The organism is Streptomyces sp. NBC_00009 (genome assembly GCF_045040855.1).
GTDB classification, from domain to species: Bacteria; Actinomycetota; Actinomycetes; order Streptomycetales; family Streptomycetaceae; genus Streptomyces; species Streptomyces aureus.
Genome location: NZ_CP108312.1, coordinates 2,722,377 through 2,745,944 on the forward strand (window position 1 = coordinate 2,722,377; position 23,568 = coordinate 2,745,944).

Below are 23,568 nucleotides of genomic sequence, written 5' to 3' on the forward strand. Positions count from 1 at the left end.
GCATGAGAGAGGCGGCCCGCCGGATCGCGGCAGGGCGCGGGCTACGCGGTGGTTCCGCCGGCCCCGGGCACGGGAAACGCCCCGGTCGCCCGGCGCGTGATCTCCCCGTACACCTCGGGGTCGGTGGTGAACTCGCCGAGCACGCAGGTCTTCCGGCTGCCGTGGTAGTCGGAGGAGCCCGTGGCCAGGAGGCCGAGGTCGGCGGCGAGGCCGCGCAGGCGGGCCCGCGTGGCCGGTTCGTGGTCCATGTGGTCGGTCTCGATGCCGTCGAGTCCGGCCGCGGCGAGGTCGGCTATCACCGACTCGGGCACGACCTGCCCGCGCTTGGCGGCCGCCGGGTGTGCGAAGACGGTGACCCCGCCCGCGGCCTTGACCAGGCGGATCGCGTCGAAGGGGTCGAGCTCGTGCTTGCCGACGTACGCGCGGCCGCCGTCGGCGAGCCAGTCGGGCGTGAAGGCGTCGGAGACGGATCCGACGACGCCGAGTGCGACGAGGGCCTCCGCGACGTGCGGGCGGCCGACGGACCCGTCGCCGGCGATGCGGGCGACCTGCTCCCAGGTCACGGGCACGCCGAGGTCCTGAAGCTTGGCGACCATGCCCTGCGCGCGCGGCACCCGGTCGTCCCGTACGAGCTCGCGCTCGCGCAGCAGCTCGGGCTCGTCGGGGTCGAAGAGGTAGGCCAGCATGTGCAGGCCCACGCCGTCGAGGCGGCAGGAGAGTTCGGCGCCGGTGACGAGTGTGAGTCCGGCCGGCAGGGCGGCGACGGCCTCCGCGTACCCGCGGCTCGTGTCGTGGTCGGTGAGCGCGACGACGTCCAGACCGGCGGCAGCCGCGTTGCGGACCAGCTCGGCCGGGGTGTCCGTGCCGTCGGAAGCGGTGGAGTGGGTGTGCAGATCGATGCGCACGCGCGTACTCCAGGCTCTGAACGGACGGAAGGGGACGCTCAAGGATAACGGGGATCCGGAGCGATCCCGTCACCGTCGTCTCCCCGTATGACCCCTTACGTCAGGATGCGCGGGGACAGCGCACCGCAGGGCACCACGTCGACCTCGGCGCCCACGTCGCGCAGGTCGGTCAGGACCAGCTCGTCGTACATCAGGAGCCCGGTCTGCTCGGGCCACACGATCGCCCACACCCACAGGCCGCGCGCCTCGCCCGCAAAGACCGCGCGGTCGTCGGGGGTGCCGGAGACGTGCCACATCGGGGTCGGGCGTCCGGCGGCCAGAACCTTGACCTGGGGCGGCTTCTCGACGTTCATGTACGGGCCGGGGTCGGGGCCGTCGATGCCCGCGTACCGGGCGCCGAGGCCGACGCCGAGCTCCTCCGCGACGAGCAGCATCTCCCCCACGCCGCCGAGCGGTCCGGGGCCCGAGCACGCCACCGCGGTCGCCTTGCCGCCCGTGCGGTCGTCGCCCGCGCTGACCACTCCGGTGAACAGCCACCCGACGGGCAGCGGCCAGGGCATCCACACCGGCACCTGGGCGCGGTGCACGACGACGCTGAGCGCCTCGACGCTGGGCGGGATCACGGGCTGCAGCGGATGCACCGCCCCGTGCACGTCGCACTGCCAGGAGTCGGAGAAAAGGCCGGGAGCCCTGACCCGGCCACCACACTTCGGGCAACTGGGTTCGCCCCTCATAGGGTCCAACGGTCCTCCCCGTCTCCCGCTCCGTCAAGGACGATCACCCGTCCGAGGGCGGCATCGCAGATAGCGCAAACTGTGCACGTACGGTCGGTGACGCTTGGTAGCGTCCAGTTGTGCGGGCAGACATGGGGCGGCGGTACCGGCTGTATCCCACCGGCGAGCAGGAGCAGGTCCTGACCAGGTGGGGGTCACACTGTGCGCGCCTTGTGGAATGTTGCGCTGGAACAGCGGGTGCACATGTGGGAGCAGCGCCGGTACACCCTGCGGTCTATCGAGCAGTGCACGCACCTGACCATCGCCCGGGCCGAGTTGCCGTGGCTGGCTGAGCTTCCGGCGCAGGCGGCCCAGCAGGTACTACGCCACCTGGACCGGGCATACGACAATTTCTGGAATCCTGACCACCCTGCGGGCTTTCCGCAGCGCAGGAAGCGCGGGCATCAGACATCGGTCTCGTTCCCGGGGCAGATCGTGGAAATCCGCAAACTCAACCGGCATTGGGCCGTAGTGAAGATCCCCAAGCTGGGCTGGGTGCGCTTCCGGCTCTCGCGCGCACTGGGCGGCGTCTTGCGCAACGCCACAATCAGCCGAGACGGGACAGGCTGGCATGTCTCTTTCGGTGTTGCCACCGGCCGCAAGGCAGCGGCACCGAACGGGCGGCCAGGGTGTGGGGTGGACTTCGGAGTGACCTCCTCCGCGTACGTGTCCACCGACAATGCACCACGCCTCAAGCCCGCAGGACTGACGGAGAGCGAGAAACAGCGACTGCTGGCGCTGGAGCAGCGCAAGGCCCGCCAAATCGCCTTCGCCAAGAAGCACAACGGCGGGGAGTACGGCAACCGCCTGCGCAGCACAATCGCGGCCATCGGCAAGCTGAAGACCCGAGAAGCGAACCGACGTCAGGACTTTACGCATCAGCTCACCACCGACCTCGCCAAAAACCACGGCTTCGTCGGCATCGAGGATCTACGCGTACCCAACCTGACTGCCAGTGCCAGGGGAACCCGTGAACAACCTGGCAGGAACGTGGCGCAGAAGGCCGGACTGAACCGCTCGATCCTGGACAACTGCCCTGGCGAGCGACGGCAACAGCTGGCCTACAAGTGCGACCTCTACGGCTCCCGGCTGATCACTGTCCCGGCGTTTCACACCTCCCAGACCTGCGCCGCCTGCGGCCAGGTCGACCCCGAATCCCGCAAGGGGCGCGGCCGGCTGTTCGCGTGCGTCCACTGCGGGCACGAGGACGACGCCGACCACAATGCCTCGGTCGAGATCGAGGCCCGAGCCCGCCGGACGGGTGGCTCGGTCATCAACAGCACGCGCAGGCGCCCTGGGCGCCGAGTCCCGCCCAGCGGCGGAGGCGGATGCGTGAAGCCCAGCCAGCCACCCTCGGGTAGCCCAAGGGAATCTCTCGGCACCCACCGGGAGAGGATCGTCAAAACTACACGTTCTTCACCAACTGCATTGCCCTAATCGAGAGTTACGGACCTGCGCAGCGGATCGCGCAGGTCCGTTCCGCTGTTCAGCCACTTCTCCTCGAGGGCGGCCGCGCCGTGCACCCGCTTCCACGCCGCCTCGTTCTGCGTCATCGGCAGCAGCGGCAGGAACCGTACGGGATCGAGCGGATCGTCCAGTTCCAGATCCTCCACGAGGCCCCCGGACTCCGAGACGAGCACCGAGGTGAACGGGGCGCCGGGCCACAGGGGTTCACCCACGTCGAGCGAGGCGCCCGCGGCCACGACGACCCCCTCGACCTGTGGCGACGCGGCGAGCACGGCGAGCGGGCGCAGCACCTTGTCGGTGTCGGCGCGACCGGCGCGCACCGACAGCACGAGCTCCGCGCGCGGGCCCTTGAGCGGGTCGGCGAGCGCGGACGTCGGGTCGGCCATGGGGGCGGCCGACATACCGAGCGTGGCGTAGCGCACGAGGCCGGTATCCGCCGCGTCCGTGAAGCGCAGCACCTCGATGCGGTCGGTGCCGAGGAACGTGACCGCGGCGCGCGCGTCCGGTTCACCGAGGGCCGTACGCAGCCGGGCCTCGACCAGAGCAAGAACATCTCCCATGCCGCGAGCATAGAACTCGCATCCAATGGGTAAAGGGTGGGCTCGCTTCTTCAGTCGGCTGATAGTCTTGGCCGCTGGTCGGGGCAGCACGCCAAGCGTTGCTTTCGAGCCCCTGACCTACATGCGTCCCCTGCGAGGGATGAGACGTCGTCCCTCACGGGGGACCGGCTGGAGGAGGTGGGGCTGCAATGGACCGAAGTCGACCGTGCAGTACCACCCGCTCTTCCGGCCACTGAGCCGCATTTTCCCGGCTTTCCGCGCACGCTCCAGTCTGTCTGCGCACCACGGAAGAGCACTTCGTTTCCGCCTGATCTGAATCAGTAGCGAAGCCGCCACCGCACCGGTGCGGCGCTCCCCGCTTTGTGGACGTGCACACAGGATCCGCAGTCAGGACGTCCTCATTCCGGTTAGCGCCGACCCGTATGGCCACCGGCGGCTCCCGCCCGCGAAGGAGCCTGCCCATGTCGATGATCCGTGACCTGCGTGCCGCTGTCCGCCCCGCGCCGCGCGAGACCGGCAGCACGTCAGCCCCGTACGACACCACCCGCGATCCGTCGACGTCCACAGCCGTCGTCGACTGCGCCGTCTACCGCGACGGCGCCCGCGTCCACGACAGCGACTGCCTGACGCCCGGCGGCGCGATCCTCAAGGCACGCCGCGACGGCGGCTTCGCCTGGATCGGTCTCCACGAGCCGACCGAGTCCGAATTCGCCGGTATCGCAGCCGAGTTCGGGCTGCACCCGCTCGCCGTCGAGGACGCCGTGCACGCCCACCAGCGCCCCAAGCTGGAGCGCTACGACGACACCCTGTTCACCGTCTTCAAGACCATCCACTACGTGGAGCACGCCGAACTCACCGCGACGAGCGAGGTCGTGGAGACCGGCGAGGTGATGTGCTTCACCGGCCGGGACTTCTTCATCACCGTCCGGCACGGCGGCCAGGGCTCGCTGCGGGCGCTGCGGCACCGGCTCCAGGACGACCCCGAGCTGCTCGCCAAGGGCCCGTCCGCCGTCCTGCACGCCATCGCGGACCACGTCGTCGACGGGTATCTCGCCGTCGCCGACGCGATGCAGGACGACATCGACGAGGTCGAGACGGACGTCTTCTCGCAGACGGGCAAGGGCGCTCCGCGCGGCACCGACGCCGGGCGGATCTACCAGCTCAAGCGTGAGGTCCTCGAGTTCAAGCGGGCGGTGGCTCCGCTCCAGCGGCCCATGCAGCTGCTGAGCGAGCGGCCGATGCGGCTCGTCGACCCGGACATCCAGAAGTACTTCCGTGACGTCGCCGACCACCTCGCGCGCGTGCAGGAGCAGGTCGTCGGCTTCGACGAACTGCTCAACTCCATCCTCCAGGCCAACCTCGCGCAGGCGTCCGTCGCGCAGAACGAGGACATGCGCAAGATCACGTCCTGGGCGGCGATCATCGCCGTACCGACGATGGTCTGTGGCGTGTACGGCATGAACTTCGAGCACATGCCGGAGCTCCACTGGCGGTTCGGCTACCCGCTCGTCCTCGGCGTCACGGTGGGCGCCTGTTTCGCGATCCACCGCATCCTGAAGCGGAACGGGTGGCTCTGAACAGCCGACGGACAGGCTCTAGGCTGGCGCCATGACGGATCAGCTGCTCGACCAGGCCCTCGTCGAGGAGGCCACCAAGAAGTCCGGCCTCATCTGGGTACGGGGTGCCTGTGGCCCCGAGCGCGCCCTGTGGCACGTGTGGCACGAGGGCGCGGCGAACCTGGTCGGCGACGGGCCCGGCGAGCAGCCGCTGCCCGGCCTCACCGACGGCGGGGCGGCGACCGTCACCGTGCGCAGCAAGGACAAGGGCGGGCGCCTCGTGGGCTGGGCGGCCAGGGTCGTCGAGCTCGCCCCGCACTCCGAGGGGTGGGAGGCGGCCGTCGCCGAGCTGAAGGGCAAGCGCCTGAACGCGCCGGACGCCGAGGTGATGCCGGAGCGCTGGGCACACGAGTGCCGGGTGCTCCGCCTGGAGCCGACGGGGACCACGGTCCCGCCGTCGTCCGAGGCGCTGGCCGCGGCGCCGCTGGCCACGACCGCGACCACCCGTCGCGAGGCCCCCGCGGCGCTCCCCCACCTCCTGCTCCGCCGCAAGCGGCGCGGGAAGCAGCGCGGGAAGTAGCGCGAGCCGACCCTCGGTGACTCAGGACGCCGGGAGTTGGGCCCCGTAGTCCACCGTGTCGCCCTTGCCCGGCTCGCGGAGCGTGAAGTCCTTGCCCCAGTCGGTGAGTTGGAGCGTGCCGGCGCCGCCCGCCCGCTCCAGGCGCAGCGGGTACGGGGTGCCCTCGAGGGAGACGTCGAGCGTGCCGCCGGCACCTTTGTCGCCGGTGAGTTCGACCGTGCGTACGCCGCCCGCCGAACCCCGGTCGCCCTTCTCCACCTTGCCGTGCAGGGTGAGCAGTCCGTCCAGGAGCGCGCCCTTGACGGTGAAGCCGCTCAGGCGTTTGTAGGCCGGGTCGCCCTGCGGGACCTTGACGTACTTGCCGTCGAGCTTGTCCGCTGCGGCGGCCGTGCCCCCCTGCGCCGTGCTGCCCGAACCCTTGCTGTCCTGGTGCGTCCAGAAGTCCGCGTCGGCCTTCAGGAACAGATGCTCCTTGACCCGTAGCAACTGGAAGGTCCGGCCGCCCGTCGTGACGGATCCCGTGCCGCCCTCGTCCTTGAGCCGCATGTCGATCTTGTACGAGTGCCCGCTGCTGACGACCGTGCCGGACAGATGGACGGCCCCGGCACCCTGCGCGGCCTTGACGGTGCGGCTCTGGATCTTCGGGGCGGTCAGTTTGGCGACGCCGTTCGTGCCCGCGTCCGGATCCTCGCCGCTGCATGCCGCGAGCCCGAGGCACATCACTCCCACCAGAAAGATCCCAGGGGAACGGCGGGCCAGGGGAAGTACGGTCACGGCTCGCGCTACCTCTCGTACGACGTCTTGCTCGGCGGCAGAACGGCAGCGTACCCGTGTCACCTGCGGTGAACGGAGCCAGTCCGTCCGGACGCAGCGCAAAGGCGCACGGGACCGGGACGGGCTAGCCTGAAGCACACCTTCAGAACAAATGAGGATGTAAAGGAGGCGCGGCGCATGGCTGCAGGCGCCCCCCGGATCTTCGTCTCGCATCTCTCCGGCATCGCCGTCTTCGACCCCAACGGCGACATGGTGGGGCGCGTCCGCGATCTCGTCGCCATGCTGCGCGTCGGCCGCCGCCCGCCCCGGCTGCTCGGGCTCGTCGTGGAGCTCTCCACGCGGCGCCGCATCTTCCTGCCGATGACCCGCGTGACCGGCATCGAGTCCGGCCAGGTCATCACCACCGGCGTACTGAACGTGCGGCGCTTCGAGCAGCGGCCCACCGAGCGGCTCGTCCTCGGCGAGATGCTCGACCGGCGGGTGCGGCTCGTCGAGTCCGGTGAGGAGGTGACGGTCCTGGACGTCTCCATCCAGCAGCTGCCGGCCCGCAGGGACTGGGAGATCGACCGGGTCTTCGTACGCAAGGGCAAGAGCGGTGGCGCCTTCCGCCGCGCCAAGGGCGAGACGCTCACCGTCGAGTGGTCGGCCGTCGACGGGTTCTCGCTGGAGGAGCACGGGCAGGGCGCCGAGAACCTCCTCGCCACGTTCGAGCAGCTGCGCCCGGCCGACCTCGCCAACGTCCTGCACCACCTCTCGCCCAAGCGCCGCGCCGAGGTCGCGTCGGCGCTGAGCAACGAGCGGCTCGCGGACGTACTGGAGGAGCTGCCCGAGGACGACCAGATCGAGATCCTCGGCAAGCTCAAGGAGGAGCGCGCCGCCGACGTCCTGGAGGAGATGGACCCGGACGACGCGGCCGACCTGCTCGGCGAGCTGCCCGAGGACGACAAGGAGCGGCTGCTCGCCCTGATGCAGCCCTCGGACGCGGCCGACGTGCGGCGGCTGATGGCGTACGAGGACAAGACCGCGGGCGGTCTGATGACGACCGAGCCGATCGTGCTGCGGCCCGACGCGACCGTCGCCGACGCGCTGGCCCGGGTCCGCAACCCCGACCTCTCCCCCGCGCTGGCCGCGCAGGTGTACGTGTGCCGGCCGCCGGACGAGACGCCCACCGGCAAGTACCTCGGCACGGTGCACTTCCAGCGGCTGCTGCGCGATCCCCCGTACACGCTGGTGTCCTCGATGCTCGACGAGGACCTCCAGGCCCTCGCGCCGTCCGCCGCGCTCCCGGTCGTCGCCGGGTTCTTCGCGACGTACGACATGGTGGCGGCGCCCGTCGTCGACGAGAGCGGTTCGCTGCTCGGCGCTGTCACCGTGGACGACGTCCTCGACCACATGCTGCCCGAGGACTGGCGCGAATCGGAGTTCCACCTGGCCGACGCGGAGGTGGACCATGGCGCCCGCTGAGCGCGAGCGGGACGGCCGCCCCGAGGGCGTGCGGGCGCCGCGCTTCCGGCTCGACCAGCCGCGCCCCCCGCGCCGCAAGCTGCTGCCCGACTACGACCCGGAGGCCTTCGGACGCCTCTCGGAGCGCATCGCCCGCTTCCTGGGGACGGGCCGGTTCATCGTCTGGATGACGGTGATCATCATCGCGTGGGTGGTGTGGAACGTCTCCGCGCCGAGGGACCTGCGCTTCGACAACTACCCCTTCATCTTCCTGACCCTGATGCTCTCGCTCCAGGCGTCGTACGCCGCTCCGCTCATCCTGCTCGCGCAGAACCGGCAGGACGACCGGGACAAGGTCAACCTCGAACAGGACCGCAAGCAGAACGAGCGCTCCATCGCCGACACCGAGTACCTCAGCCGCGAGGTCGCCGCCCTGCGGATGGGCCTCGGCGAGGTCGCCACCCGCGACTGGATCCGCTCCGAACTCCAGGACCTGCTCAAGGAGCTGGAGGACCAGCGCGTCACCTTCCCGGCCGGCTCCACGCCCGACGCAGGTCACGGACGTGACGTAGACGACCGCTGACAGGGCTTTCCGGACAAGGGTTACCGCGCCGTACTATCGGCGTATGGCTACGGAAGACGCGGTGCGCGAAGCACTGGCGACGGTGAACGACCCCGAGATCCAGCGACCCATCACCGAGCTGGGGATGGTCAAATCGGTGGAGATCGGCGCGGATGGCGCGGTCGCGGTCACCGTGTACCTCACCGTCTCCGGCTGCCCCATGCGCGAGACCATCACCAAGAACGTGACCGACGCGGTCGCGGCCGTCGAGGGCGTCACGCGCGTCGACGTCACGCTGGACGTGATGGGCGACGAGCAGCGCAAGGAGCTCGCCGCGGCGCTGCGCGGCGGCACGGCCGAGCGGGAGGTGCCCTTCGCCAAGCCCGGCTCGCTGACCCGTGTGTACGCGGTGGCGTCCGGCAAGGGCGGCGTGGGCAAGTCCTCGGTGACGGTGAACCTGGCGGCGGCGATGGCCGCCGACGGGCTGAAGGTCGGCGTCGTGGACGCCGACATCTACGGCCACAGCGTGCCGCGCATGCTGGGCGCCGACGGCAAGCCCACCCAGGTCGAGAACATGATCATGCCGCCGTCCGCGCACGGCGTGAAGGTCATCTCGATCGGCATGTTCACGCCTGGCAACGCGCCGGTCGTGTGGCGCGGCCCGATGCTGCACCGCGCGCTCCAGCAGTTCCTCGCCGACGTCTTCTGGGGCGACCTGGACGTCCTGCTCCTGGACCTGCCGCCGGGCACGGGCGACATCGCGATCTCCGTCGCGCAGCTCGTCCCGAACGCGGAGATCCTCGTCGTCACGACGCCCCAGCAGGCGGCGGCCGAGGTCGCCGAGCGCGCCGGCTCCATCGCCGTCCAGACCCACCAGAAGATCGTCGGCGTCGTCGAGAACATGGCGGGCCTGCCGTGCCCGCACTGCGGCGAGATGGTCGACGTGTTCGGCACGGGCGGCGGCGAGCGCGTCGCCGAGGGCCTGACGAGGACGACCGGGACGAACGTGCCGGTGCTCGGCTCCATCCCGATCGACGTCCGGCTGCGCGAGGGCGGCGACGAGGGCAAGCCGGTGGTTCTCTCCGACCCCGACTCCCCCGCGGGCTCCGCCCTGCGCGCCATCGCCGGCAAGCTGGGCGGCCGCCAGCGCGGCCTGTCGGGCATGTCGCTGGGAATCACCCCGCGCAACAAGTTCTGACCCTCAGGGAGTACGCCGATGGGGCACGGTCATCGCGACCGTGCCCCATCGGCGTACTCGGAACCGCTACGCCTCGTAGGCGCCGATGTCCTTGATCATCGAGAAGCCCAGACCGTACGCGCTCATGCCGCGCCCGTACGCCCCCAGGTGCACGCCCTCCTGCGTCGACCCGGCGAGGACCCAGCCGAACTCCGACTCCCGGTAGTGGAACGGCGTCGGGACGCCGTCCACCGGCAGGGACAGCATCGTCCAGTCCGCGCCCTCGAGGTCGTCCGCGAGGACCCACGCCGTCTCGGTCTGCTGGTCCAGCCAGTCGTCGCGCAGGGTGTGGTCCATCTGCCCCGGCCACGTGACGTTGAGCAGGCCGACCCCGGCGAGCCAGGCCGCCGAGGAGACCGAGGTCGCCTCCAGGACACCCGTGCCGTCGGCGCTGCGCCGGACGGGGCTGGCCGCCACGGTCACGACGACCGCGAACCGCTCCTGGGCGTCCCTTCCTGCCGGTCCTTCGCTCCGCAAGGTGGGCTCGTCGCCGTGCCCGATGGAACCGTGCTCCACGGCGCCCTCCGCCGAGGTGCCGACCTGCATCAGCCACCGCGGTCCCGTGTACGCCTCGTCGAGGCCGTACCACGGGAAGGGCGCCAGCAGGTAGCCGTCGACCGTGCGCCGGGCCGTCAGGACCTCGGGGGCCCCTTCCGCCGCGGGCGCCTGCGCGCCTACCCGACTCGTCGTCTCCATGTACCCGGCCGCCTCCTCGCTCAGTCGGACCGCGGCGGCCCACCCCCCTCGGGCGTCCTCGCCACCGATCCGCGCAACAACAAGGCAGGATGCCACACCCGGGTACGCGACCCCGGGTTCCGGCAGGTACGCGGGGCGGGTCGCCGGGCCGCTGCGCAGCGAGTCGGGACGCCTCAGGTCGCGTCGGCGTCGTACGGCGGGTGGTCGTCCGCCGCCGGCTTCCCCGGCTTCTTCTGCATGTCGATCCTGGCGGGAGCCGAACCGGACGACGCGGCGGCGGCCCCGGAGCCGGACGAAACCTCGTCCGCGCTCTGCACGGCCTCCGTGACCTCGGCCATCTCCTTCTTCAGGTCGAAGCCGTTGCGGATCTCTTTCAGCCCGAGCTCGTCGTTGTCCAGCTGCTTGCGGATGAACGTCTTCGGGTTGAGGTCCTCGAACTCGAAGTCCTTGAACTCCGGGCCCAGTTCCTCGCGGATGTCCCGCTTGGCGCTGTCCGAGAACTCGCGGATCTTACGGATCGTGCGCGTCACGTCCTGGATGACCTTCGGCAGCTTGTCCGGGCCGAAGACGAGCACCGCGAGGACGACGAGCGTCAGCAGCTCGAGTGGGCCTATGTCGTTGAACACCTTGCGCTCCTAGCGTGTCCTCAGGCCCGCAGCAGGTCTCCGTGGCAGGTCTTCCGGGTTCCGGACCGGGTCCACGGTACCCGGCGTTGCTGTCCGTCCGGTAGCCACTGGGCTACGTCTGGGCTCAGCCGTCGCACAAGCGCTTGCCGCCGGCACCTCACCAGGGTCCCGCCATGACCCCCTGGGGGCGGGGGCGGGGCCGGGGCGGGGCCGCGGTGGGGCCGCGGCGGGGCGCCTGTCGCGCGTCGTCGGTTGCCCTTTCAGCTGCCGTCCGCCGAGCCGAGGACGAGGGTGACCTTGTGCTCCTTGCCGTCCCGTTCCACGGTCAGGGCCAGGCGGTCCTCGGGCCGGTGGGACCGGATCTTGACGATGAGTTCCTCGGCGGAGTGGATACGCGCACCGTCCACCGCGGTGACGACGTCGCTGCCCTCGATCCCGGCCTTGGCGCCGGGGCCGCCCGGATTCACCGGCGAACCGCCGTTGTTGCCCTTCGTCGCGACACGGGCTCCGTCACCCGAGTAGTCCATGTCGAGCGTGACGCCGATCACAGGGTGGGTCGCGCGGCCCGTGTTGATCAGCTCCTCGGCGACGCGCTTGCCCTGGTTGATGGGGATGGCGAAACCGAGGCCGATCGAGCCGGCCTGGCCGCCCTCCAGGTCCGAGCCGCTGTCGGCGGAGCGGATGGCGCTGTTGATGCCGATGACGCGGCCCTGCGCATCGACCAGCGGACCGCCCGAGTTGCCCGGGTTTATGGGCGCGTCGGTCTGCAGCGCGTCGACGTAGCTGATGTCGCTGCCGTCGCCCTTCTCGCCGCCGGCCGTGATGGGCCGCTCCTTGGCGCTGATGATCCCGGAGGTCACCGTGTTGGCCAGGTCGAAGGGCGCGCCTATGGCCACGACGGGGTCGCCGACCTGGACGTTCTCCGAGTTGCCGAGGGCGAGGGGCTTGAGCCCGCGTACGCCGGTGACCTTGACGACGGCGAGGTCGTAGCCGGAGTCGTGGCCGATCACCTCGGCCTTGGCGGTCTCGCCTCCGCTGAAGGTGACCGATATGTCGCCGCTGCTGCCGGCCGGTTCGACGACGTGGTTGTTGGTGAGGATGTGGCCCTGGGCGTCGAGGACGAAGCCGGTGCCGGTGCCCTGGGCGTCGGAACCGCTGACGTGGATCGTGACGACGCCCGGCAGGGCACGGGCCGCGATACCGGCGATGCTGCCGGGGTCGCGCTTCACGGACTCGGTGTCGGCCTGCGGCAGTTCCACGTCGGCGGACGAGCCGTCGCGCTCCAGATACGTGCCGACTAGGCCACCGATCCCGCCCGCGACGAGCGCGACCACGGCGGTCCAGACGACGAGCAGCCGCCGCCCCCGCTTGGTCCCGCGCCGCTGCCCGTTCGCGGGGGCGGGCGCGTTCCAGGGGTCGTACCGCTGCCAAGGCCCTCCGGGCGGGGGCGGGTTGATCCCGGGTCCGCCCGGGACCGCCCCGGGCCCCGCCGAACCGCCTGTGAGCAGCGGTGCCGCATGGTGGGCCTGCTGTTCGACGGGCACCGGTGCCTGATCCGCCGGGTGCGGGGCGTACGGGGCGGCGTGGAGTATCGGTCCGCCGGCGTACGGCGGCGGGGTGCCGTGCTCCGGCGGTATGGGCGTGCCGTGGGCCGGGGACGGCATGGCCGTGCCCTGCGCGGGCGTGGCGGTGGCCGGGTGCTGGACCGGCGGCGCGGGCGCCCAGGGCCCGGGCTCGCCGTAAGGCGGCGTGCCGTAGGGGTCCGGGGCATGCAGAGGACGCGGCCGCGTCTGCTGCACGGCACCCTGATCAACCGTTACGGCTTCACCGGGCGCCGCGGCAGACCCTTCGGCGACAACGGAATCGGCCACCTGCGCGGGTTCAACCTCGCCCGCCACGGCACCAGCCGCCTGCGCGGGATCACCGGGAGCTTCAGCAGTCACCACCTCGGCAACGGCAGAGCCGTCACCGGAACCATCATCGGCACCCGCGCCCGCAACCGACGCCCCGTCACCCGCGCCCTCACCGTTCCCGGCCAGGATCTCTGCGGCATCGGACCCATCCCCTGAGCCCGACACCACAGCTGCGGGCGCCGGCTCGGCCAGCTCGAAGTCCCCGTCGTCGCGCGGAGCGCCCCCGGTCGGCCGGGGGCGGCTCCACCACTTCGCCTTCGTGGGCTTCCCCTCGTCCATGTTCCGCCGCTCTCCCCACACCTGGCCCGCGGCAACGACCCGCGGGCAGCCACACGGCGATCGCCCCAGTCGGACCGCCCCTCGGCGCCGCGCCCCGGGATCGCCCGGCGGGCGCGGCCGCTCACCATGGATTCAACCAGGTTCGCGGACCGGCGCGCAGAGGGCAGGGTCAGCGGGCGGAGGCCGTGGGCGTGCCGGAGGGCGACGCCGCGGGGGCCGCCGCGAGGCTTGACCCGGGGCTGGACTCCGGACCCGGCCCGGGGCTTTCGAAAGCGGTGCCGACGCCGGACAGGGGCACTGCGGGGACGGATGCGGCGGGACGTATCAGCGGAGACAGCGTCTGGGGCCCGCTGAGGAGCGGGGCCGCGAGCGGGTAGACGGCGCTCTGCGCGCCCGGCTGCGTGGCCATGCCGGACAGCAGGGGGGCGCCCGACTCCGTGGCGGCGACCGGCGCGTTCAGCGCGCCGCCCGCCCGCTGTCCGAGCATCGGTGACAGGTTCCGGCGGCGCTGCGACTCGGCCGCCGTCGCGACGCCGGCACCCTGGGTGCGCAGCGGTGTCGCATTGCTGCCCGAACCGCCGCCCCGGACGTCACCGCCCGTGTCGGCGGGAACGCCGGTGGAGACGCCGCCGAGCGCGATCGCGGCCAGCGACACCGCACCGGCGGCGGCGAACGCGAAGCGGCGCCCGCGGGAGGCCGCGCGGTCGCTGTCACCGCGGCCGACCTCATGGATGCGGAAGCCGCGCTCCGCGGCCGGGGCGCTGGCGAGCAGTGCGTTGTGGCGGCCGGTCGGGGCGTAGCCGAAGGGTTCGGGGTCTACTCCGAAGACTCCGTTCCCGAAGCCTCTGCCGCCGAGTCCTCCCCCGCCGAACGGGGTGCCGCCGCCGTATGAGTCGCCACCTCCCCCGGGGAGCCCCTGGAGGCGTGCCAGGAAACTCTCGGTGGGGGGCGGTGGTGCCGCCTCGGCGAAGACGCTCTTCAGCCGCCGCTGCGCGTCGGCCTCGGCCTTGCACTTCGGACAGGTGGCCAGATGGGCGAGTCCCCGCTCGCGGGCGTCATGGCCCAGCTCGCCGTCGACCAGGGCTGCGAGCCGGTCTCCCAGATGCTGCTCGGAGAGCTGCCGCTCGGTGGGGTCCGGACGTGATCCACTCACGCGGTCGCGCCCCCTCCTCCAAGCGCGGGAACGCCCGTGGTCGCGAGCGAGCGACGCTCGGCGCGGGCCTCCGGCGACCGGTGCTGCAGGGCCTTGCGCAGCTGCGAGCGGCCGCGGTGGATCCGGCTGCGGACCGTGCCGAGCTTGACGCCCAGGGTCGCGGCGATCTCCTCGTACGAGAGGCCCTCGATGTCGCACAGGACGACGGCCGCACGGAACTCGGGCGCGAGGGTGTCCAGCGCCTGCTGGACGTCCGCGTCGAAGTGCGTGTCGTGGAAGACCTGCTGCGGCGACGGCTCGCGGCTCGGCAGGCGCTCGGCCGCGTCGTCGCCGAGGGCGTCGAAGCGGATGCGCTGCTTGCGGCGCACCATGTCGAGGAAGAGGTTCGTGGTGATGCGGTGCAGCCAGCCCTCGAAGGTGCCGGGCGTGTACGTCGACAGCGAGCGGAAGACGCGGACGAAGACTTCCTGTGTGAGGTCCTCGGCGTCGTGCTGGTTACCCGTCAGGCGGTAGGCGAGGCGGTAGACCCGGCCGCTGTGCGTGCTGACGATCTCCTCCCAGGTCGGGGGAGTCCACGCCTGCGATTCCGCATCAGCGGCAAAGGTCGCGGTCTGCGCGGAACGGGCGGCGTTGGAACGGTCAGCAGTGTTGGTCACGGATTTCGGCTCACCCGCCGACCTGAGAAAGCGCCGCAGCACTCCTCCCCGATCCACAGGCGCAGCCGCACCTCCCCTATCGGCTCTGGTGGTGTCCAGTGGAGCCCCTACCATAGCCACCTCGCCCGTTAGCTCCGGATAAGCGTTTTTACTGAGATTTGCCTGAGGGCGCCGGGCGCTTCGCCTGCGCTGATTGCCCTGTCCGTCCACCGGCCACCCCCGCGCTCTGTCCCACGCCGTTTTCCCCTGCCCCCTTAAACGCCCGGTCCCATCTGCGAGTTCCCGCCACCAACGGATACAGTCACGCGCAGGCAACCACGGGGACAGGAGAGGGCCATTACCGGCAACCGGCAGACGAGCTGGGCGTTCGCCGACGCCTTTGTCGCCGAGGACGACGCGCTGCGCTGGGCCCGGGACCGGGCCCGTGAGGCCGGCTCCCGCCCGGTGTCGCCCGGCGCGGGCGCCGCGCTGCGGATGCTCGCTGCCACCGTGGGCGCCAAGGCGGTGGCCGAGATCGGCACGGGGACCGGGGTGTCCGGAATCCATCTGCTGCACGGCATGCGGCCCGACGGCGTCCTGACCACGGTGGATCCGGAGCCGGAGCGGCAGCAGTTCGCCCGGCAGGCGTTCCGCGCCGCAGGATTCGCGAGCAATCGGGCGCGTTTCATCCCCGGACGGGCCCTCGACGTGCTGCCCCGGCTTGCTGACAGCGGGTACGACCTCGTCTTCTGCGACGGCGACCGCACCGAGTGCCTCGACTACCTCGCTGAATCGTTGCGCCTGTTGCGACCTGGTGGGCTCGTCTGTTTCGAGGGCGTCTTCGCCGACGGCCGGACGGTCGATTCGGGCCCCCAGCCGGTGGAGGTCCTGCGGATGCGGGAGCTGCTGCGGGCGGTGCGCGAGGCGCAGGAACTGGTGCCCTCGCTGCTCCCCGTCGGCGACGGGCTGCTCTGCGCCGTCAAGCGCTGACGCCGCGTCCCGAGCCCCGTAGAAAATGCTTCTGCACGCTATCTGACCTGCGGATACACGACTGCCCCGGCACCGCTTGCGGTACCGGGGCAGTCGACAGGTATGGTCGCTTCCGCGTCAGCCGACGACCTTCTTGAGGGCATCGCCGAGTGCATCGGCCTCGTCCGGAGTCAGCTCGACGACAAGCCGACCGCCGCCTTCGAGCGGAACGCGCATGACGATGCCCCGCCCCTCCTTGGTCACCTCGAGCGGGCCGTCGCCCGTCCGCGGCTTCATGGCCGCCATGCTCGTTCCCCTTCCTGAAACCAGCTCATCGCAGCCGACAACCCAGGTGTCACCGGCATCGAACATATTGCTTCTTGGCCATTATCCCGCATCGCGGGACCCGATGACCAACTCCGGTCCGCATCGCTTGCGCAACGCGCTTGAGCAAAACCACTCAATTCGGCGATGTGGCTGCGATACTGCGCCTCCTTCACGACTCCCCCGAGACTAATTTCTTTGACGCAGGTCACATGCGCGGGCCCCGCCGCGGACCGTGATCTCCGTCATGCTGAGCACTGACGACGACCGAGCCGCATCAGTTGGAGGGGATCCATGGCCGACAGCGTTCTCTACGAGGTGAGCGACGGGCTCGCGACCATCACGCTCAACCGCCCCGAGGCGATGAACGCGATGAACACCGAGTCCAAGGTCGCCTTCCGGGACGCGGCGCAGGCGGCCGCGGCGGACGGTGCGGTACGGGCCGTGCTGCTCACCGCCGCGGGTGACCGGGCGTTCTGTGTGGGCCAGGACCTGAAGGAGCACGTGGGCTCCCTGATGGCCGACCGCGAGGCGGGCACGGGCCGCACCATGAACACCGTGCGCGAGCACTACAACCCGATCCTGCGGGCCCTGACGCAGATGCCCAAGCCCGTCGTGGCCGCGGTCAACGGTGTGGCCGCCGGGGCCGGTTTCGGCTTCGCGCTCGCCGCCGACTACCGGATCGTCTCGGACACGGCGGCCTTCAACACGTCCTTCGCGGGCGTCGCCCTGACCGCGGACTCGGGTGTGTCCTGGACGCTGCCGCGCGTCGTGGGCCCCGGCCGCGCCGCCGACCTGCTGCTGTTCCCGCGCTCGGTGAAGGCGCAGGAGGCGTACGAGCTCGGGATCGCGAACCGGGTCGTGCCCGCGGGCGAACTGGCCGGGGAGGCACGGAAGCTGGCGCGTTCGCTGGCCGAGGGTCCGACGCTGGCGTACGCGGCGCTGAAGGAGTCCCTCGCCTTCGCGGCGGGCCACACGCTGGACGAGTCCCTCGACAAGGAGGACGAACTCCAGTCGAGGGCAGGCGCGTCGGAGGACCACGCCATCGCGGTCCAGGCGTTCATCGCCAAGGAGAAGCCCAAGTACCTGGGCCGGTAGCCCAAATACCTGGGCCGGCAGGTCGCGTGCGCGGCCCGGAGCGTGCCTGAGGCCCGTCCTCAGCGCTTGCGGGCCACGCAGTCCACCAGGTGGTCGTTGACCAGGCCGCAGGCCTGCATCAGCGCGTACGCCGTCGTCGGGCCGACGAAGCGCAGGCCGCGCTTCTTGAGCGCCTTGGACAGGGCCGTCGACTCGTCCGTGATCGCGGGTACGTCGCCGATGACGCGCGGCGCCGGGCGGGCGGCCGGGTCCGGTGCGTGCGACCAGATGAGGGTGTCGAGCTCGCCCTCGGGCCAGTCGGCGATCACGCGCGCGTTGGCCAGCGTCGCGTCGATCTTGGCGCGGTTGCGGATGATGCCCTCGTCGGCGAGGAGCCGCTCGCGGTCGGTGTCCGTGAACGCGGCCACGTCGGAGATCTTGAACCCGGCGAACGCGGCGCGGAAGCCCTCGCGGCGGCGCAGGATCGTGATCCAGGACAGGCCGGACTGGAACGCCTCCAGGGAGACCCGCTCGAACAGCGCGTCGTCGCCGTGGACGGGGCGGCCCCACTCCTCGTCGTGATACGTCACGTAGTCCTCGGTGGACAGGCCCCACGGGCAGCGCAGCGCCCCGTCCGGGCCCGGTACAGCCCCGCCGGCGCTCTCGTCGCTCACTGGTGGTCCTCTCCGGGGTGCCGGCCGAAACCGGGTCCCTGGGGTCGCATCTGGGCCCGCGCCCCCGACAGGGCGGTCTCGAGGTCGGCGATGCGCCGGTCCCGCTCGGCGAGCTCGGCGCCAAGCCGCCCGAGGGCGTCGTCCACCTCCGCCATGCGGTAGCCGCGCAGCGCGACGGGCAGGCGCAGGGCCTCCACGTCGGCGCGGCCGACCGGCCGGTCGTAGGGCAGCGGGTCGGCGAACTGCTCGGGCGGCGCCTCCGGGAGCGCCCCGCTCTCGCCGCCGCCGAGCACGGCGAGCGTCACCGCGCCGACGACCACGACGAGCGCGACGACCAGAAACAAGAACATGACCATCTTCGCTGTCCCCTGGCTCGAAGCCCGGATCCGGTCCCGATCCCGGTCCGGAAACTGTCAGGGTCCGATCGTGCCATGAGGGTGTGACAGTTAAGGTCGCAGGCGACCGGTCGACAGGTTTCACAGCAGCCACAAGGAGAGTCACAGGGGATGCTCAGGCTTGGCCCGCGCGAGTTCGGCGCACACGAGCCGGTGATCATGGCGATCGTGAACCGGACCCCTGACTCGTTCTACGACCAGGGCTCGACGTTCCACGACGAGCCCGCGCTCACCCGGGTCGAACAGGCCGTGGCGGAGGGCGCCGCGATCATCGACATCGGCGGGGTCAAGGCGGGCCCCGGCGACGAGGTGAGCGCGCAGGAGGAGGCGCGCCGCACGGTCGGCTTCGTGGCCGAGGTGCGCCGCCGCTTCCCGGACGTCGTCATCAGCGTCGACACCTGGCGGCACGACGTGGGCGAGGCGGTCTGCGAGGCCGGCGCCGACGTCCTGAACGACGCGTGGGGCGGCGTCGACCCCAAGCTGGCGGAGGTCGCTGCGCGTTACGGGAAGGGTCTGGTCTGCACGCACGCGGGCGGCGCCGAGCCGCGTACGCGCCCGCACCGGGTCACGTACGACGACGTGATGGCGGACATCCTCGACGTGACGGTGGGGCTCGCCGAGCGGGCCGTGGCGCTGGGGGTGCCGCGTGAGTCGGTGCTCATCGACCCGGGGCACGACTTCGGCAAGAACACCCGGCACAGCCTGGAGGCGACGCGCAGGCTGGGCGAGATGGTGGAGACGGGCTGGCCGGTCCTGGTGTCCCTGTCGAACAAGGACTTCGTCGGCGAGACGCTCGACAGGCCGGTCAAGGAGCGTGTGATCGGGACCCTGGCGACGACGGCGGTGTCGGCGTGGCTGGGCGCGCAGGTGTACCGGGTCCACGAGGTGGCCGAGACGCGGCAGGTGCTCGACATGGTGGCGACGATCGCCGGCCACCGGCCACCCGCGGTCGCCCGCCGCGGACTGGCCTAGCTCCGGCACACACCGGAGGCCGGAGGCCGACGCAGCCGCCCGAAGCCAGGGAGGCCGCCCGCGGCCGAGCAGTGCGAGGGCGGCACGAAGAAGGGGCCCAGGCAGGTGCTCGACATGGTGGCCACCATCGCCGGCCACCGGCCCCCGGCCCCCGGCGGTCGCCCGCCGAGGGCTCGCGCAGGCCTGTCCTCAGGGCCTTACTTGCCGACTTCCTTGGTCACGAGGGAGATCGCCTCTTCCACGTCGTCCGTGACGTGGAACAGGAGCAGGTCGGCCTCGGAGGCCTTGCCCTGGGCGATGACGGTGTTCTTCAGCCAGTCGACCAGGCCGCTCCAGTACTGCGTACCGAAGAGGACGATCGGGAAGCGCGTGACCTTCGTGGTCTGGACGAGGGTGAGCGCCTCGAACAGCTCGTCCAGGGTGCCGAGGCCGCCCGGCAGGACCACGAAGCCCTGCGCGTACTTCACGAACATCGTCTTGCGGACGAAGAAGTAGCGGAAGTTCAGGCCGAGGTCGACGTACTGGTTGAGGCCCTGTTCGAAGGGCAGCTCGATGCCGAGGCCCACGGAGATGCCCTTGGCCTCGACGGCGCCCTGGTTCGCGGCCTGCATCGCGCCGGGGCCGCCGCCCGTGATGACCGCGAACCCGGCCTCGACGAGCGCCCTGCCGATGGCGACTCCCGCCGCGTACTCCGGCGAGTCCGGCAGTGTGCGGGCCGAGCCGAAGACGCTGATGGCGGGCGGGAGTTCGGCGAGCGTGCCGAAGCCTTCGATGAACTCCGACTGGATGCGCAGTACCCGCCAGGGATCGGTGTGCACCCACTCGGAGGGACCTTCGGAGTCGAGGAGGCGCTGATCGGTGGTGCTCGACTGGACCTGGTCGTGGCGACGGATCACCGGGCCGAGCCGCTGCTCCTGGGGACGCTTCCTGCCCTCGGGGTTGCTCATTCGCTGCTCCCTCCACTGCGTACGTTCAGCAAGGGTAGGTCTACGCGGGTTACGTGCGGGGGACCTCGGAGTGTCAGGCCGTGAGCCAGGAGCGCAGACGCTCCTCGGCGGCGAGGATCTTGCGGGTGTCCACGTGCTCGTCCCTCTTGTGGGCGAAGATCGGGTCGCCGGGGCCGTAGTTCACGGCAGGGACACCGAGCGCGCTGAACCGGGAGACGTCCGTCCAGCCGAACTTGGGGCGGGCCTTGCCGCCGACGGCCGCCATGAAGGCGGCGGCGGCCGGGTGGTCGAGGCCGGGGCGCGCGCCGCCGGTGTGGTCGTCGACCACATAGTCGTCGATGTCGCAGCCGGCGAAGAAGTCCCGGACGAAGGCCTCGGCCTCCTCGGCGCTGCGGTCGGGCGCGTAGCGGAAGTTGACGGTGACGGAGCAGGCGTCGGGGATGACGTTGGTGGCGACGCCGCCCTCGATGCGCACGGCGTTGAGGCCCTCGTGGAACTGGAGTCCGTCGACGACGGGCTTGCGGGGCTCGTACGCGGCGAGGCGTTCGAGAATGGGGGCGGCCTTGTGGACGGCGTTGGAGCCCATCCACGCGCGCGCGGAGTGCGCCCGCTCGCCCTTGGTCGTCAGGATGACGCGCAGGGTGCCCTGGCAGCCGCCCTCGACCTCGCCGTCGGTGCCCTCCAGGAGGATCGCGAAGTCGCCCTCCAGCCAGTCGGGGTGGGCCTCGGCCACATGTCCCAGACCGTTGAGGTGTGCGGCGACCTCTTCGTTGTCGTAGAAGACGAACGTGAGGTCGCGGTTGGGCTCGGTGACGGTCTGCGCGATGCGCAGCTGGACCGCGACGCCCGACTTCATGTCGCTGGTGCCGCAGCCCCACAGGACGCCGTCCTCGTCGAGGCGCGAAGGGACGTTGTCCGCGATCGGGACCGTGTCGATGTGCCCGGCGAGAATGACCCGCTCGGCGCGCCCCAGGTTCGTCCGCGCGACGATGTTGTTGCCGTACCGGTCGACCGTGAGGTGCGGCAGGGCGCGCAGGGCCGTCTCGATGGCGTCGGCGAGGGGCTTCTCCTGCCCGCTCGGCGACGCGAAGTCGACCAGCTGGGCGGTGAGCAGCGCGGCGTCCCGCGTGAGGTCAAGGGCGGTGAGGTCCATGGTGCCGACCCTAATGCCCGGCGGCTGCGGGCCCTGTCGGTGGCCTCCAGTACCTTTGACGCGTGCCTGAGCCCCCCACCCTCGTCCGGCGCGGCCGTCTCCTCCGTATCGGGGCGGCCGTCGTGGTGCTGCTCGCTGTCGCCGCGTATCTGGTGGTCCAGTACGTCTCGGGCGGCAGACCGGCCCCGCGCTGCACGGTCGTGTCGGGGAACGGCGACGGCGCGTCCTACGAGTTCACCTCGGAGCAGGCGGTGAACGCGGCGACGATCTCGGCCGTCGGCACCTCGCGCGGCATGCCCGAGCGCGCCGTCACGATCGCGCTCGCGACCGCGCTCCAGGAGTCGGGCCTGCGGAACATCCACCACGGCGACCGCGACTCGCTGGGCCTGTTCCAGCAGCGCCCGTCGGAGGGCTGGGGCACGCAGGCGCAGATCATGGACCCGGTGTACGCGGCGGGGCGGTTCTACGAGCATCTGGACAAGATCCCGGGCTATTCGCGGCTGCCCCTGACGGTCGCCGCGCAGCGGGTGCAGCGCAGCGGCTATCCGCAGGCGTACGCGAAGCACGAGCCGGACGCCACGCTGCTCGCCGCGGCGCTGACCGGCCGGGCGGGTGCGTCGCTGACCTGCGAGGGCCGGCCGAGCGGCACGGAGGTCAGGAAGCCGGGCGATCCGGCGAAGGTGCGGGCGGCGCTGGTGCGTGACTTCGGGCGCGAGGTGTCGCCGGCGGCCGGCGCGGGCGGGCACGGCGTGACCGTCCCGGTGCCCGCCACGGTGGACTCGGCCGAGGGCGGGGAGCGGCAGCGCGGTTGGGAGCTGGCGCACTGGGCGGTGGCCAACTCCTCGGCGCTGCACATCGAGCGGGTGTCCTACGCGGGCCGCGACTGGACCGCGGGCGACGCCGGCGGCAAGTGGAGCGGGGCGGCGGCGCAGGCCGCGGCGGGGGCCGGGAAGGGCCTCGGAGAGGTCCGGATCGTCACCGCGCAGTAGTGCGGTTGATAGCTCGATCGGGCGATGTACGTCATCCGGGGGCGACGTCCCGCACGGTTCTTCGCAGGACCCGTGGGCATATGCGGAAATCCCTTGCGGGCAAAGGGGCGTAGGCGTTTTACGACCTCGCGGAGCTCGTGGCGTTTGCCCGTTTTTCGCCGCAGATGATAATGCGACACATTGCCAACTCTTTACGTTGCGGGGGCGAAACCTTCGCGACCTTCGAGCGGTAGTCACTGCGTCCGAGCGCCGGGCACCCGGCGCCTGACACCACCGTTCTCTCCCGTCTAAGGAGCATCAATGTCCCTCCCCCTGACCCGCCGGATCGCCCGTGCCGCGCTGCTGATCGCAGCGGGAGCGGCTCCCGTGGTCGGAGCGGCCGGATCCGCGAGCGCCGTAGACCTCCCGGCCACCCCGAACGTGGGCGGCCTCACCGCGCTCGACGGCGCGAACGTCGGCAACACCGTCGACGGCGCCGCCAAGAACGTCAGCGGCCTCGCGGGTAACACGGGCAGCAAGGCCGTGAAGAAGGCCGTGCCGACCGCCGGCAAGGCCGTGGGCCGGAGCGCCAAGACGGCCACCCCCGCCGCCCAGAAGGCGGCCGGCGACGTCGCGGGCAGCGCCGGTGACGTGGTCGGCCAGACCGCGGGCGCGGCCACCGACGGCGGCCTCCCGACCGGCGCGCTCGGCGGCGGCCTGCCTACCGGCGCGCTCCCCGCCACGGGCGAGCTGCCGACGCAGGGCCTGCCGCTCGGCTGAGCATCCGCCACACAGTGAGAGTGAAAGGGGGCGGGGAGCCTGTGACGACAGGCTCCCCGCCCCCTTCGCTGTGCCGTGAGCCGCGTGAGCTGTAACTCAGGCGCCCCAGCCCAAGCGCGCCCCAGCCCAGGCGCCCTGGCTCAGACGCCC

The 23,568-nt window shown here is 71.5% G+C and carries 26 protein-coding genes; 12 read left to right on the top strand and 14 right to left on the bottom strand.

Going from position 1 to position 23,568, the window contains the following annotated elements; translation table 11 throughout:
• Positions 1 to 41 precede the first annotated feature (41 nt).
• Positions 42 to 905, bottom strand: a complete 864-nt coding sequence (locus OHA58_RS12015) for a PHP domain-containing protein (RefSeq protein ID WP_405478683.1) — start codon at positions 903 to 905, stop codon at positions 42 to 44.
• Between the two features lie 95 nt (positions 906 to 1,000).
• Positions 1,001 to 1,639, bottom strand: a complete 639-nt coding sequence (locus OHA58_RS12020; protein ID WP_405478684.1) for a DUF6758 family protein — start codon at positions 1,637 to 1,639, stop codon at positions 1,001 to 1,003.
• Between the two features lie 201 nt (positions 1,640 to 1,840).
• Here OHA58_RS12020 and OHA58_RS12025 point away from each other — a divergent pair, with 201 nt between their 5' ends.
• Entirely contained in the window at positions 1,841 to 3,115 is a 1,275-nt protein-coding gene (locus OHA58_RS12025; RefSeq protein ID WP_405478685.1) for an RNA-guided endonuclease InsQ/TnpB family protein, read from the top strand.
• Here OHA58_RS12025 and OHA58_RS12030 read toward each other — a convergent pair.
• A complete protein-coding gene (locus OHA58_RS12030) occupies positions 3,112 to 3,705 on the bottom strand; it encodes a suppressor of fused domain protein (RefSeq protein ID WP_405478686.1) in 594 nt (197 codons plus the stop codon). The two genes, OHA58_RS12025 and OHA58_RS12030, sit on opposite strands and share 4 nt — an antisense overlap.
• Before the next feature lie 461 nt (positions 3,706 to 4,166).
• Here OHA58_RS12030 and OHA58_RS12035 point away from each other — a divergent pair, with 461 nt between their 5' ends.
• A complete protein-coding gene (locus tag OHA58_RS12035) occupies positions 4,167 to 5,282 on the top strand; it encodes a magnesium and cobalt transport protein CorA (protein ID WP_116510290.1) in 1,116 nt (371 codons plus the stop codon).
• A gap of 31 nt (positions 5,283 to 5,313) precedes the next feature.
• Positions 5,314 to 5,841 (top strand): hypothetical protein, encoded by a 528-nt coding sequence (locus tag OHA58_RS12040; RefSeq protein ID WP_405478687.1) that lies wholly within the window; start codon positions 5,314 to 5,316, stop codon positions 5,839 to 5,841.
• Between the two features lie 21 nt (positions 5,842 to 5,862).
• Here the strand turns inward: OHA58_RS12040 and OHA58_RS12045 are convergent, their stop codons facing one another.
• Positions 5,863 to 6,615, bottom strand: coding sequence for a hypothetical protein (locus OHA58_RS12045; protein ID WP_405478688.1), 753 nt, complete (start codon positions 6,613 to 6,615; stop codon positions 5,863 to 5,865).
• 177 nt (positions 6,616 to 6,792) lie between these two features.
• Between OHA58_RS12045 and OHA58_RS12050 the strand changes: the two genes are divergently transcribed.
• From OHA58_RS12050 to OHA58_RS12060, 3 genes are read left to right on the top strand one after another with little or no spacing between them, the layout of a single operon-like run.
• On the top strand, positions 6,793 to 8,079 hold the full coding sequence (locus tag OHA58_RS12050) for a magnesium transporter MgtE N-terminal domain-containing protein (protein WP_405478689.1): 1,287 nt from the start codon (positions 6,793 to 6,795) through the stop codon (positions 8,077 to 8,079).
• Positions 8,066 to 8,641: a DUF1003 domain-containing protein gene (locus tag OHA58_RS12055; RefSeq protein WP_405478690.1), complete on the top strand. Its 576-nt coding sequence runs from the start codon at positions 8,066 to 8,068 to the stop codon at positions 8,639 to 8,641. The genes OHA58_RS12050 and OHA58_RS12055 overlap by 14 nt, the downstream gene beginning before the upstream one ends.
• A gap of 43 nt (positions 8,642 to 8,684) precedes the next feature.
• A complete protein-coding gene (locus tag OHA58_RS12060) occupies positions 8,685 to 9,818 on the top strand; it encodes an Mrp/NBP35 family ATP-binding protein (RefSeq protein ID WP_405478691.1) in 1,134 nt (377 codons plus the stop codon).
• 66 nt (positions 9,819 to 9,884) lie between these two features.
• Here OHA58_RS12060 and OHA58_RS12065 read toward each other — a convergent pair whose 3' ends face one another.
• The 3 genes from OHA58_RS12065 to OHA58_RS12075 all read right to left on the bottom strand — a co-directional run bounded on the left by OHA58_RS12065 (position 9,885) and on the right by OHA58_RS12075 (position 12,978).
• Positions 9,885 to 10,553: a hypothetical protein gene (locus OHA58_RS12065; protein ID WP_405478692.1), complete on the bottom strand. Its 669-nt coding sequence runs from the start codon at positions 10,551 to 10,553 to the stop codon at positions 9,885 to 9,887.
• A 173-nt stretch (positions 10,554 to 10,726) separates the two neighbouring features.
• Positions 10,727 to 11,179 (bottom strand): sec-independent translocase, encoded by a 453-nt coding sequence (locus OHA58_RS12070; protein WP_405478693.1) that lies wholly within the window; start codon positions 11,177 to 11,179, stop codon positions 10,727 to 10,729.
• Positions 11,180 to 11,439: 260 nt separating this feature from the next.
• Complete coding sequence (locus tag OHA58_RS12075; RefSeq protein WP_405478694.1) at positions 11,440 to 12,978, bottom strand: trypsin-like peptidase domain-containing protein; 1,539 nt, start codon at positions 12,976 to 12,978, stop codon at positions 11,440 to 11,442.
• Here OHA58_RS12075 and OHA58_RS12080 point away from each other — a divergent pair.
• Positions 12,949 to 13,248 carry a hypothetical protein gene (locus OHA58_RS12080; protein WP_405478695.1) on the top strand — a complete coding sequence of 100 codons (300 nt, stop codon included), beginning with the start codon at positions 12,949 to 12,951 and terminating at the stop codon, positions 13,246 to 13,248. The two genes, OHA58_RS12075 and OHA58_RS12080, sit on opposite strands and share 30 nt — an antisense overlap.
• Positions 13,249 to 13,540: 292 nt before the next feature.
• Here the strand turns inward: OHA58_RS12080 and OHA58_RS12085 are convergent, their stop codons facing one another.
• Together OHA58_RS12085 and sigE are read right to left on the bottom strand one after the other, a co-directional pair.
• Positions 13,541 to 14,524: a zf-HC2 domain-containing protein gene (locus tag OHA58_RS12085; protein WP_405478696.1), complete on the bottom strand. Its 984-nt coding sequence runs from the start codon at positions 14,522 to 14,524 to the stop codon at positions 13,541 to 13,543.
• Positions 14,521 to 15,294 carry an RNA polymerase sigma factor SigE gene (gene sigE / locus OHA58_RS12090; RefSeq protein ID WP_266676613.1) on the bottom strand — a complete coding sequence of 258 codons (774 nt, stop codon included), beginning with the start codon at positions 15,292 to 15,294 and terminating at the stop codon, positions 14,521 to 14,523. The genes OHA58_RS12085 and sigE overlap by 4 nt, the downstream gene beginning before the upstream one ends.
• A 156-nt stretch (positions 15,295 to 15,450) precedes the next feature.
• Between sigE and OHA58_RS12095 the strand changes: the two genes are divergently transcribed.
• Entirely contained in the window at positions 15,451 to 16,149 is a 699-nt protein-coding gene (locus OHA58_RS12095) for an O-methyltransferase (RefSeq protein ID WP_405484923.1), read from the top strand.
• Between the two features lie 117 nt (positions 16,150 to 16,266).
• On the opposite strand, the gene OHA58_RS12100 is transcribed toward OHA58_RS12095, so the two are convergent.
• Positions 16,267 to 16,434, bottom strand: a complete 168-nt coding sequence (locus tag OHA58_RS12100; protein WP_003966491.1) for a DUF3117 domain-containing protein — start codon at positions 16,432 to 16,434, stop codon at positions 16,267 to 16,269.
• A 312-nt stretch (positions 16,435 to 16,746) separates the two neighbouring features.
• On the opposite strand from OHA58_RS12100, the gene OHA58_RS12105 reads away from it, so the two are divergent.
• Positions 16,747 to 17,550 (top strand): enoyl-CoA hydratase/isomerase family protein, encoded by an 804-nt coding sequence (locus tag OHA58_RS12105; protein ID WP_405478697.1) that lies wholly within the window; start codon positions 16,747 to 16,749, stop codon positions 17,548 to 17,550.
• A 59-nt stretch (positions 17,551 to 17,609) separates the two neighbouring features.
• Here the strand turns inward: OHA58_RS12105 and OHA58_RS12110 are convergent, their stop codons facing one another.
• Together OHA58_RS12110 and OHA58_RS12115 are read right to left on the bottom strand one after the other, a co-directional pair.
• Positions 17,610 to 18,203 carry a DNA-3-methyladenine glycosylase I gene (locus OHA58_RS12110; RefSeq protein ID WP_405478698.1) on the bottom strand — a complete coding sequence of 198 codons (594 nt, stop codon included), beginning with the start codon at positions 18,201 to 18,203 and terminating at the stop codon, positions 17,610 to 17,612.
• A complete protein-coding gene (locus OHA58_RS12115) occupies positions 18,200 to 18,559 on the bottom strand; it encodes a DivIVA domain-containing protein (protein WP_405478699.1) in 360 nt (119 codons plus the stop codon). The genes OHA58_RS12110 and OHA58_RS12115 overlap by 4 nt, the downstream gene beginning before the upstream one ends.
• Before the next feature lie 150 nt (positions 18,560 to 18,709).
• Between OHA58_RS12115 and folP the strand changes: the two genes are divergently transcribed.
• Positions 18,710 to 19,570 (top strand): dihydropteroate synthase, encoded by an 861-nt coding sequence (gene folP, locus OHA58_RS12120; protein ID WP_405478700.1) that lies wholly within the window; start codon positions 18,710 to 18,712, stop codon positions 19,568 to 19,570.
• Between the two features lie 197 nt (positions 19,571 to 19,767).
• On the opposite strand, the gene OHA58_RS12125 is transcribed toward folP, so the two are convergent.
• A complete protein-coding gene (locus OHA58_RS12125; RefSeq protein ID WP_405478701.1) occupies positions 19,768 to 20,517 on the bottom strand; it encodes a TIGR00730 family Rossman fold protein in 750 nt (249 codons plus the stop codon).
• 73 nt (positions 20,518 to 20,590) lie between these two features.
• Positions 20,591 to 21,670 carry a succinyl-diaminopimelate desuccinylase gene (dapE, locus tag OHA58_RS12130; RefSeq protein WP_116510322.1) on the bottom strand — a complete coding sequence of 360 codons (1,080 nt, stop codon included), beginning with the start codon at positions 21,668 to 21,670 and terminating at the stop codon, positions 20,591 to 20,593.
• A gap of 62 nt (positions 21,671 to 21,732) precedes the next feature.
• Here dapE and OHA58_RS12135 point away from each other — a divergent pair, with 62 nt between their 5' ends.
• Both OHA58_RS12135 and OHA58_RS12140 read left to right on the top strand, forming a co-directional pair.
• Complete coding sequence (locus tag OHA58_RS12135; RefSeq protein ID WP_405478702.1) at positions 21,733 to 22,659, top strand: heavy metal transporter; 927 nt, start codon at positions 21,733 to 21,735, stop codon at positions 22,657 to 22,659.
• 300 nt (positions 22,660 to 22,959) lie between these two features.
• On the top strand, positions 22,960 to 23,418 hold the full coding sequence (locus tag OHA58_RS12140) for an ATP-binding protein (RefSeq protein WP_405478703.1): 459 nt from the start codon (positions 22,960 to 22,962) through the stop codon (positions 23,416 to 23,418).
• The last annotated feature ends 150 nt before the right edge of the window (positions 23,419 to 23,568 follow it).

What these genes read in the sequence shown, in the direction of transcription:
- OHA58_RS12020 (WP_405478684.1), bottom strand. Translation starts at nt 1,639, where the DNA reads ATGAGGGGCGAACCCAGTTGCCCGAAGTGTGGTGGCCGGGTCAGGGCT.
- OHA58_RS12030 (WP_405478686.1), bottom strand. Translation starts at nt 3,705, where the DNA reads ATGGGAGATGTTCTTGCTCTGGTCGAGGCCCGGCTGCGTACGGCCCTC.
- OHA58_RS12035 (WP_116510290.1), top strand. Translation starts at nt 4,167, where the DNA reads ATGTCGATGATCCGTGACCTGCGTGCCGCTGTCCGCCCCGCGCCGCGC.
- OHA58_RS12040 (WP_405478687.1), top strand. Translation starts at nt 5,314, where the DNA reads ATGACGGATCAGCTGCTCGACCAGGCCCTCGTCGAGGAGGCCACCAAG.
- OHA58_RS12050 (WP_405478689.1), top strand. Translation starts at nt 6,793, where the DNA reads ATGGCTGCAGGCGCCCCCCGGATCTTCGTCTCGCATCTCTCCGGCATC.
- OHA58_RS12055 (WP_405478690.1), top strand. Translation starts at nt 8,066, where the DNA reads ATGGCGCCCGCTGAGCGCGAGCGGGACGGCCGCCCCGAGGGCGTGCGG.
- OHA58_RS12060 (WP_405478691.1), top strand. Translation starts at nt 8,685, where the DNA reads ATGGCTACGGAAGACGCGGTGCGCGAAGCACTGGCGACGGTGAACGAC.
- OHA58_RS12065 (WP_405478692.1), bottom strand. Translation starts at nt 10,553, where the DNA reads ATGGAGACGACGAGTCGGGTAGGCGCGCAGGCGCCCGCGGCGGAAGGG.
- OHA58_RS12080 (WP_405478695.1), top strand. Translation starts at nt 12,949, where the DNA reads ATGCAGAGGACGCGGCCGCGTCTGCTGCACGGCACCCTGATCAACCGT.
- sigE (WP_266676613.1), bottom strand. Translation starts at nt 15,294, where the DNA reads ATGGTAGGGGCTCCACTGGACACCACCAGAGCCGATAGGGGAGGTGCG.
- OHA58_RS12100 (WP_003966491.1), bottom strand. Translation starts at nt 16,434, where the DNA reads ATGGCGGCCATGAAGCCGCGGACGGGCGACGGCCCGCTCGAGGTGACC.
- OHA58_RS12105 (WP_405478697.1), top strand. Translation starts at nt 16,747, where the DNA reads ATGGCCGACAGCGTTCTCTACGAGGTGAGCGACGGGCTCGCGACCATC.
- OHA58_RS12115 (WP_405478699.1), bottom strand. Translation starts at nt 18,559, where the DNA reads ATGGTCATGTTCTTGTTTCTGGTCGTCGCGCTCGTCGTGGTCGTCGGC.
- folP (WP_405478700.1), top strand. Translation starts at nt 18,710, where the DNA reads ATGCTCAGGCTTGGCCCGCGCGAGTTCGGCGCACACGAGCCGGTGATC.
- OHA58_RS12125 (WP_405478701.1), bottom strand. Translation starts at nt 20,517, where the DNA reads ATGAGCAACCCCGAGGGCAGGAAGCGTCCCCAGGAGCAGCGGCTCGGC.
- dapE (WP_116510322.1), bottom strand. Translation starts at nt 21,670, where the DNA reads ATGGACCTCACCGCCCTTGACCTCACGCGGGACGCCGCGCTGCTCACC.
- OHA58_RS12140 (WP_405478703.1), top strand. Translation starts at nt 22,960, where the DNA reads ATGTCCCTCCCCCTGACCCGCCGGATCGCCCGTGCCGCGCTGCTGATC.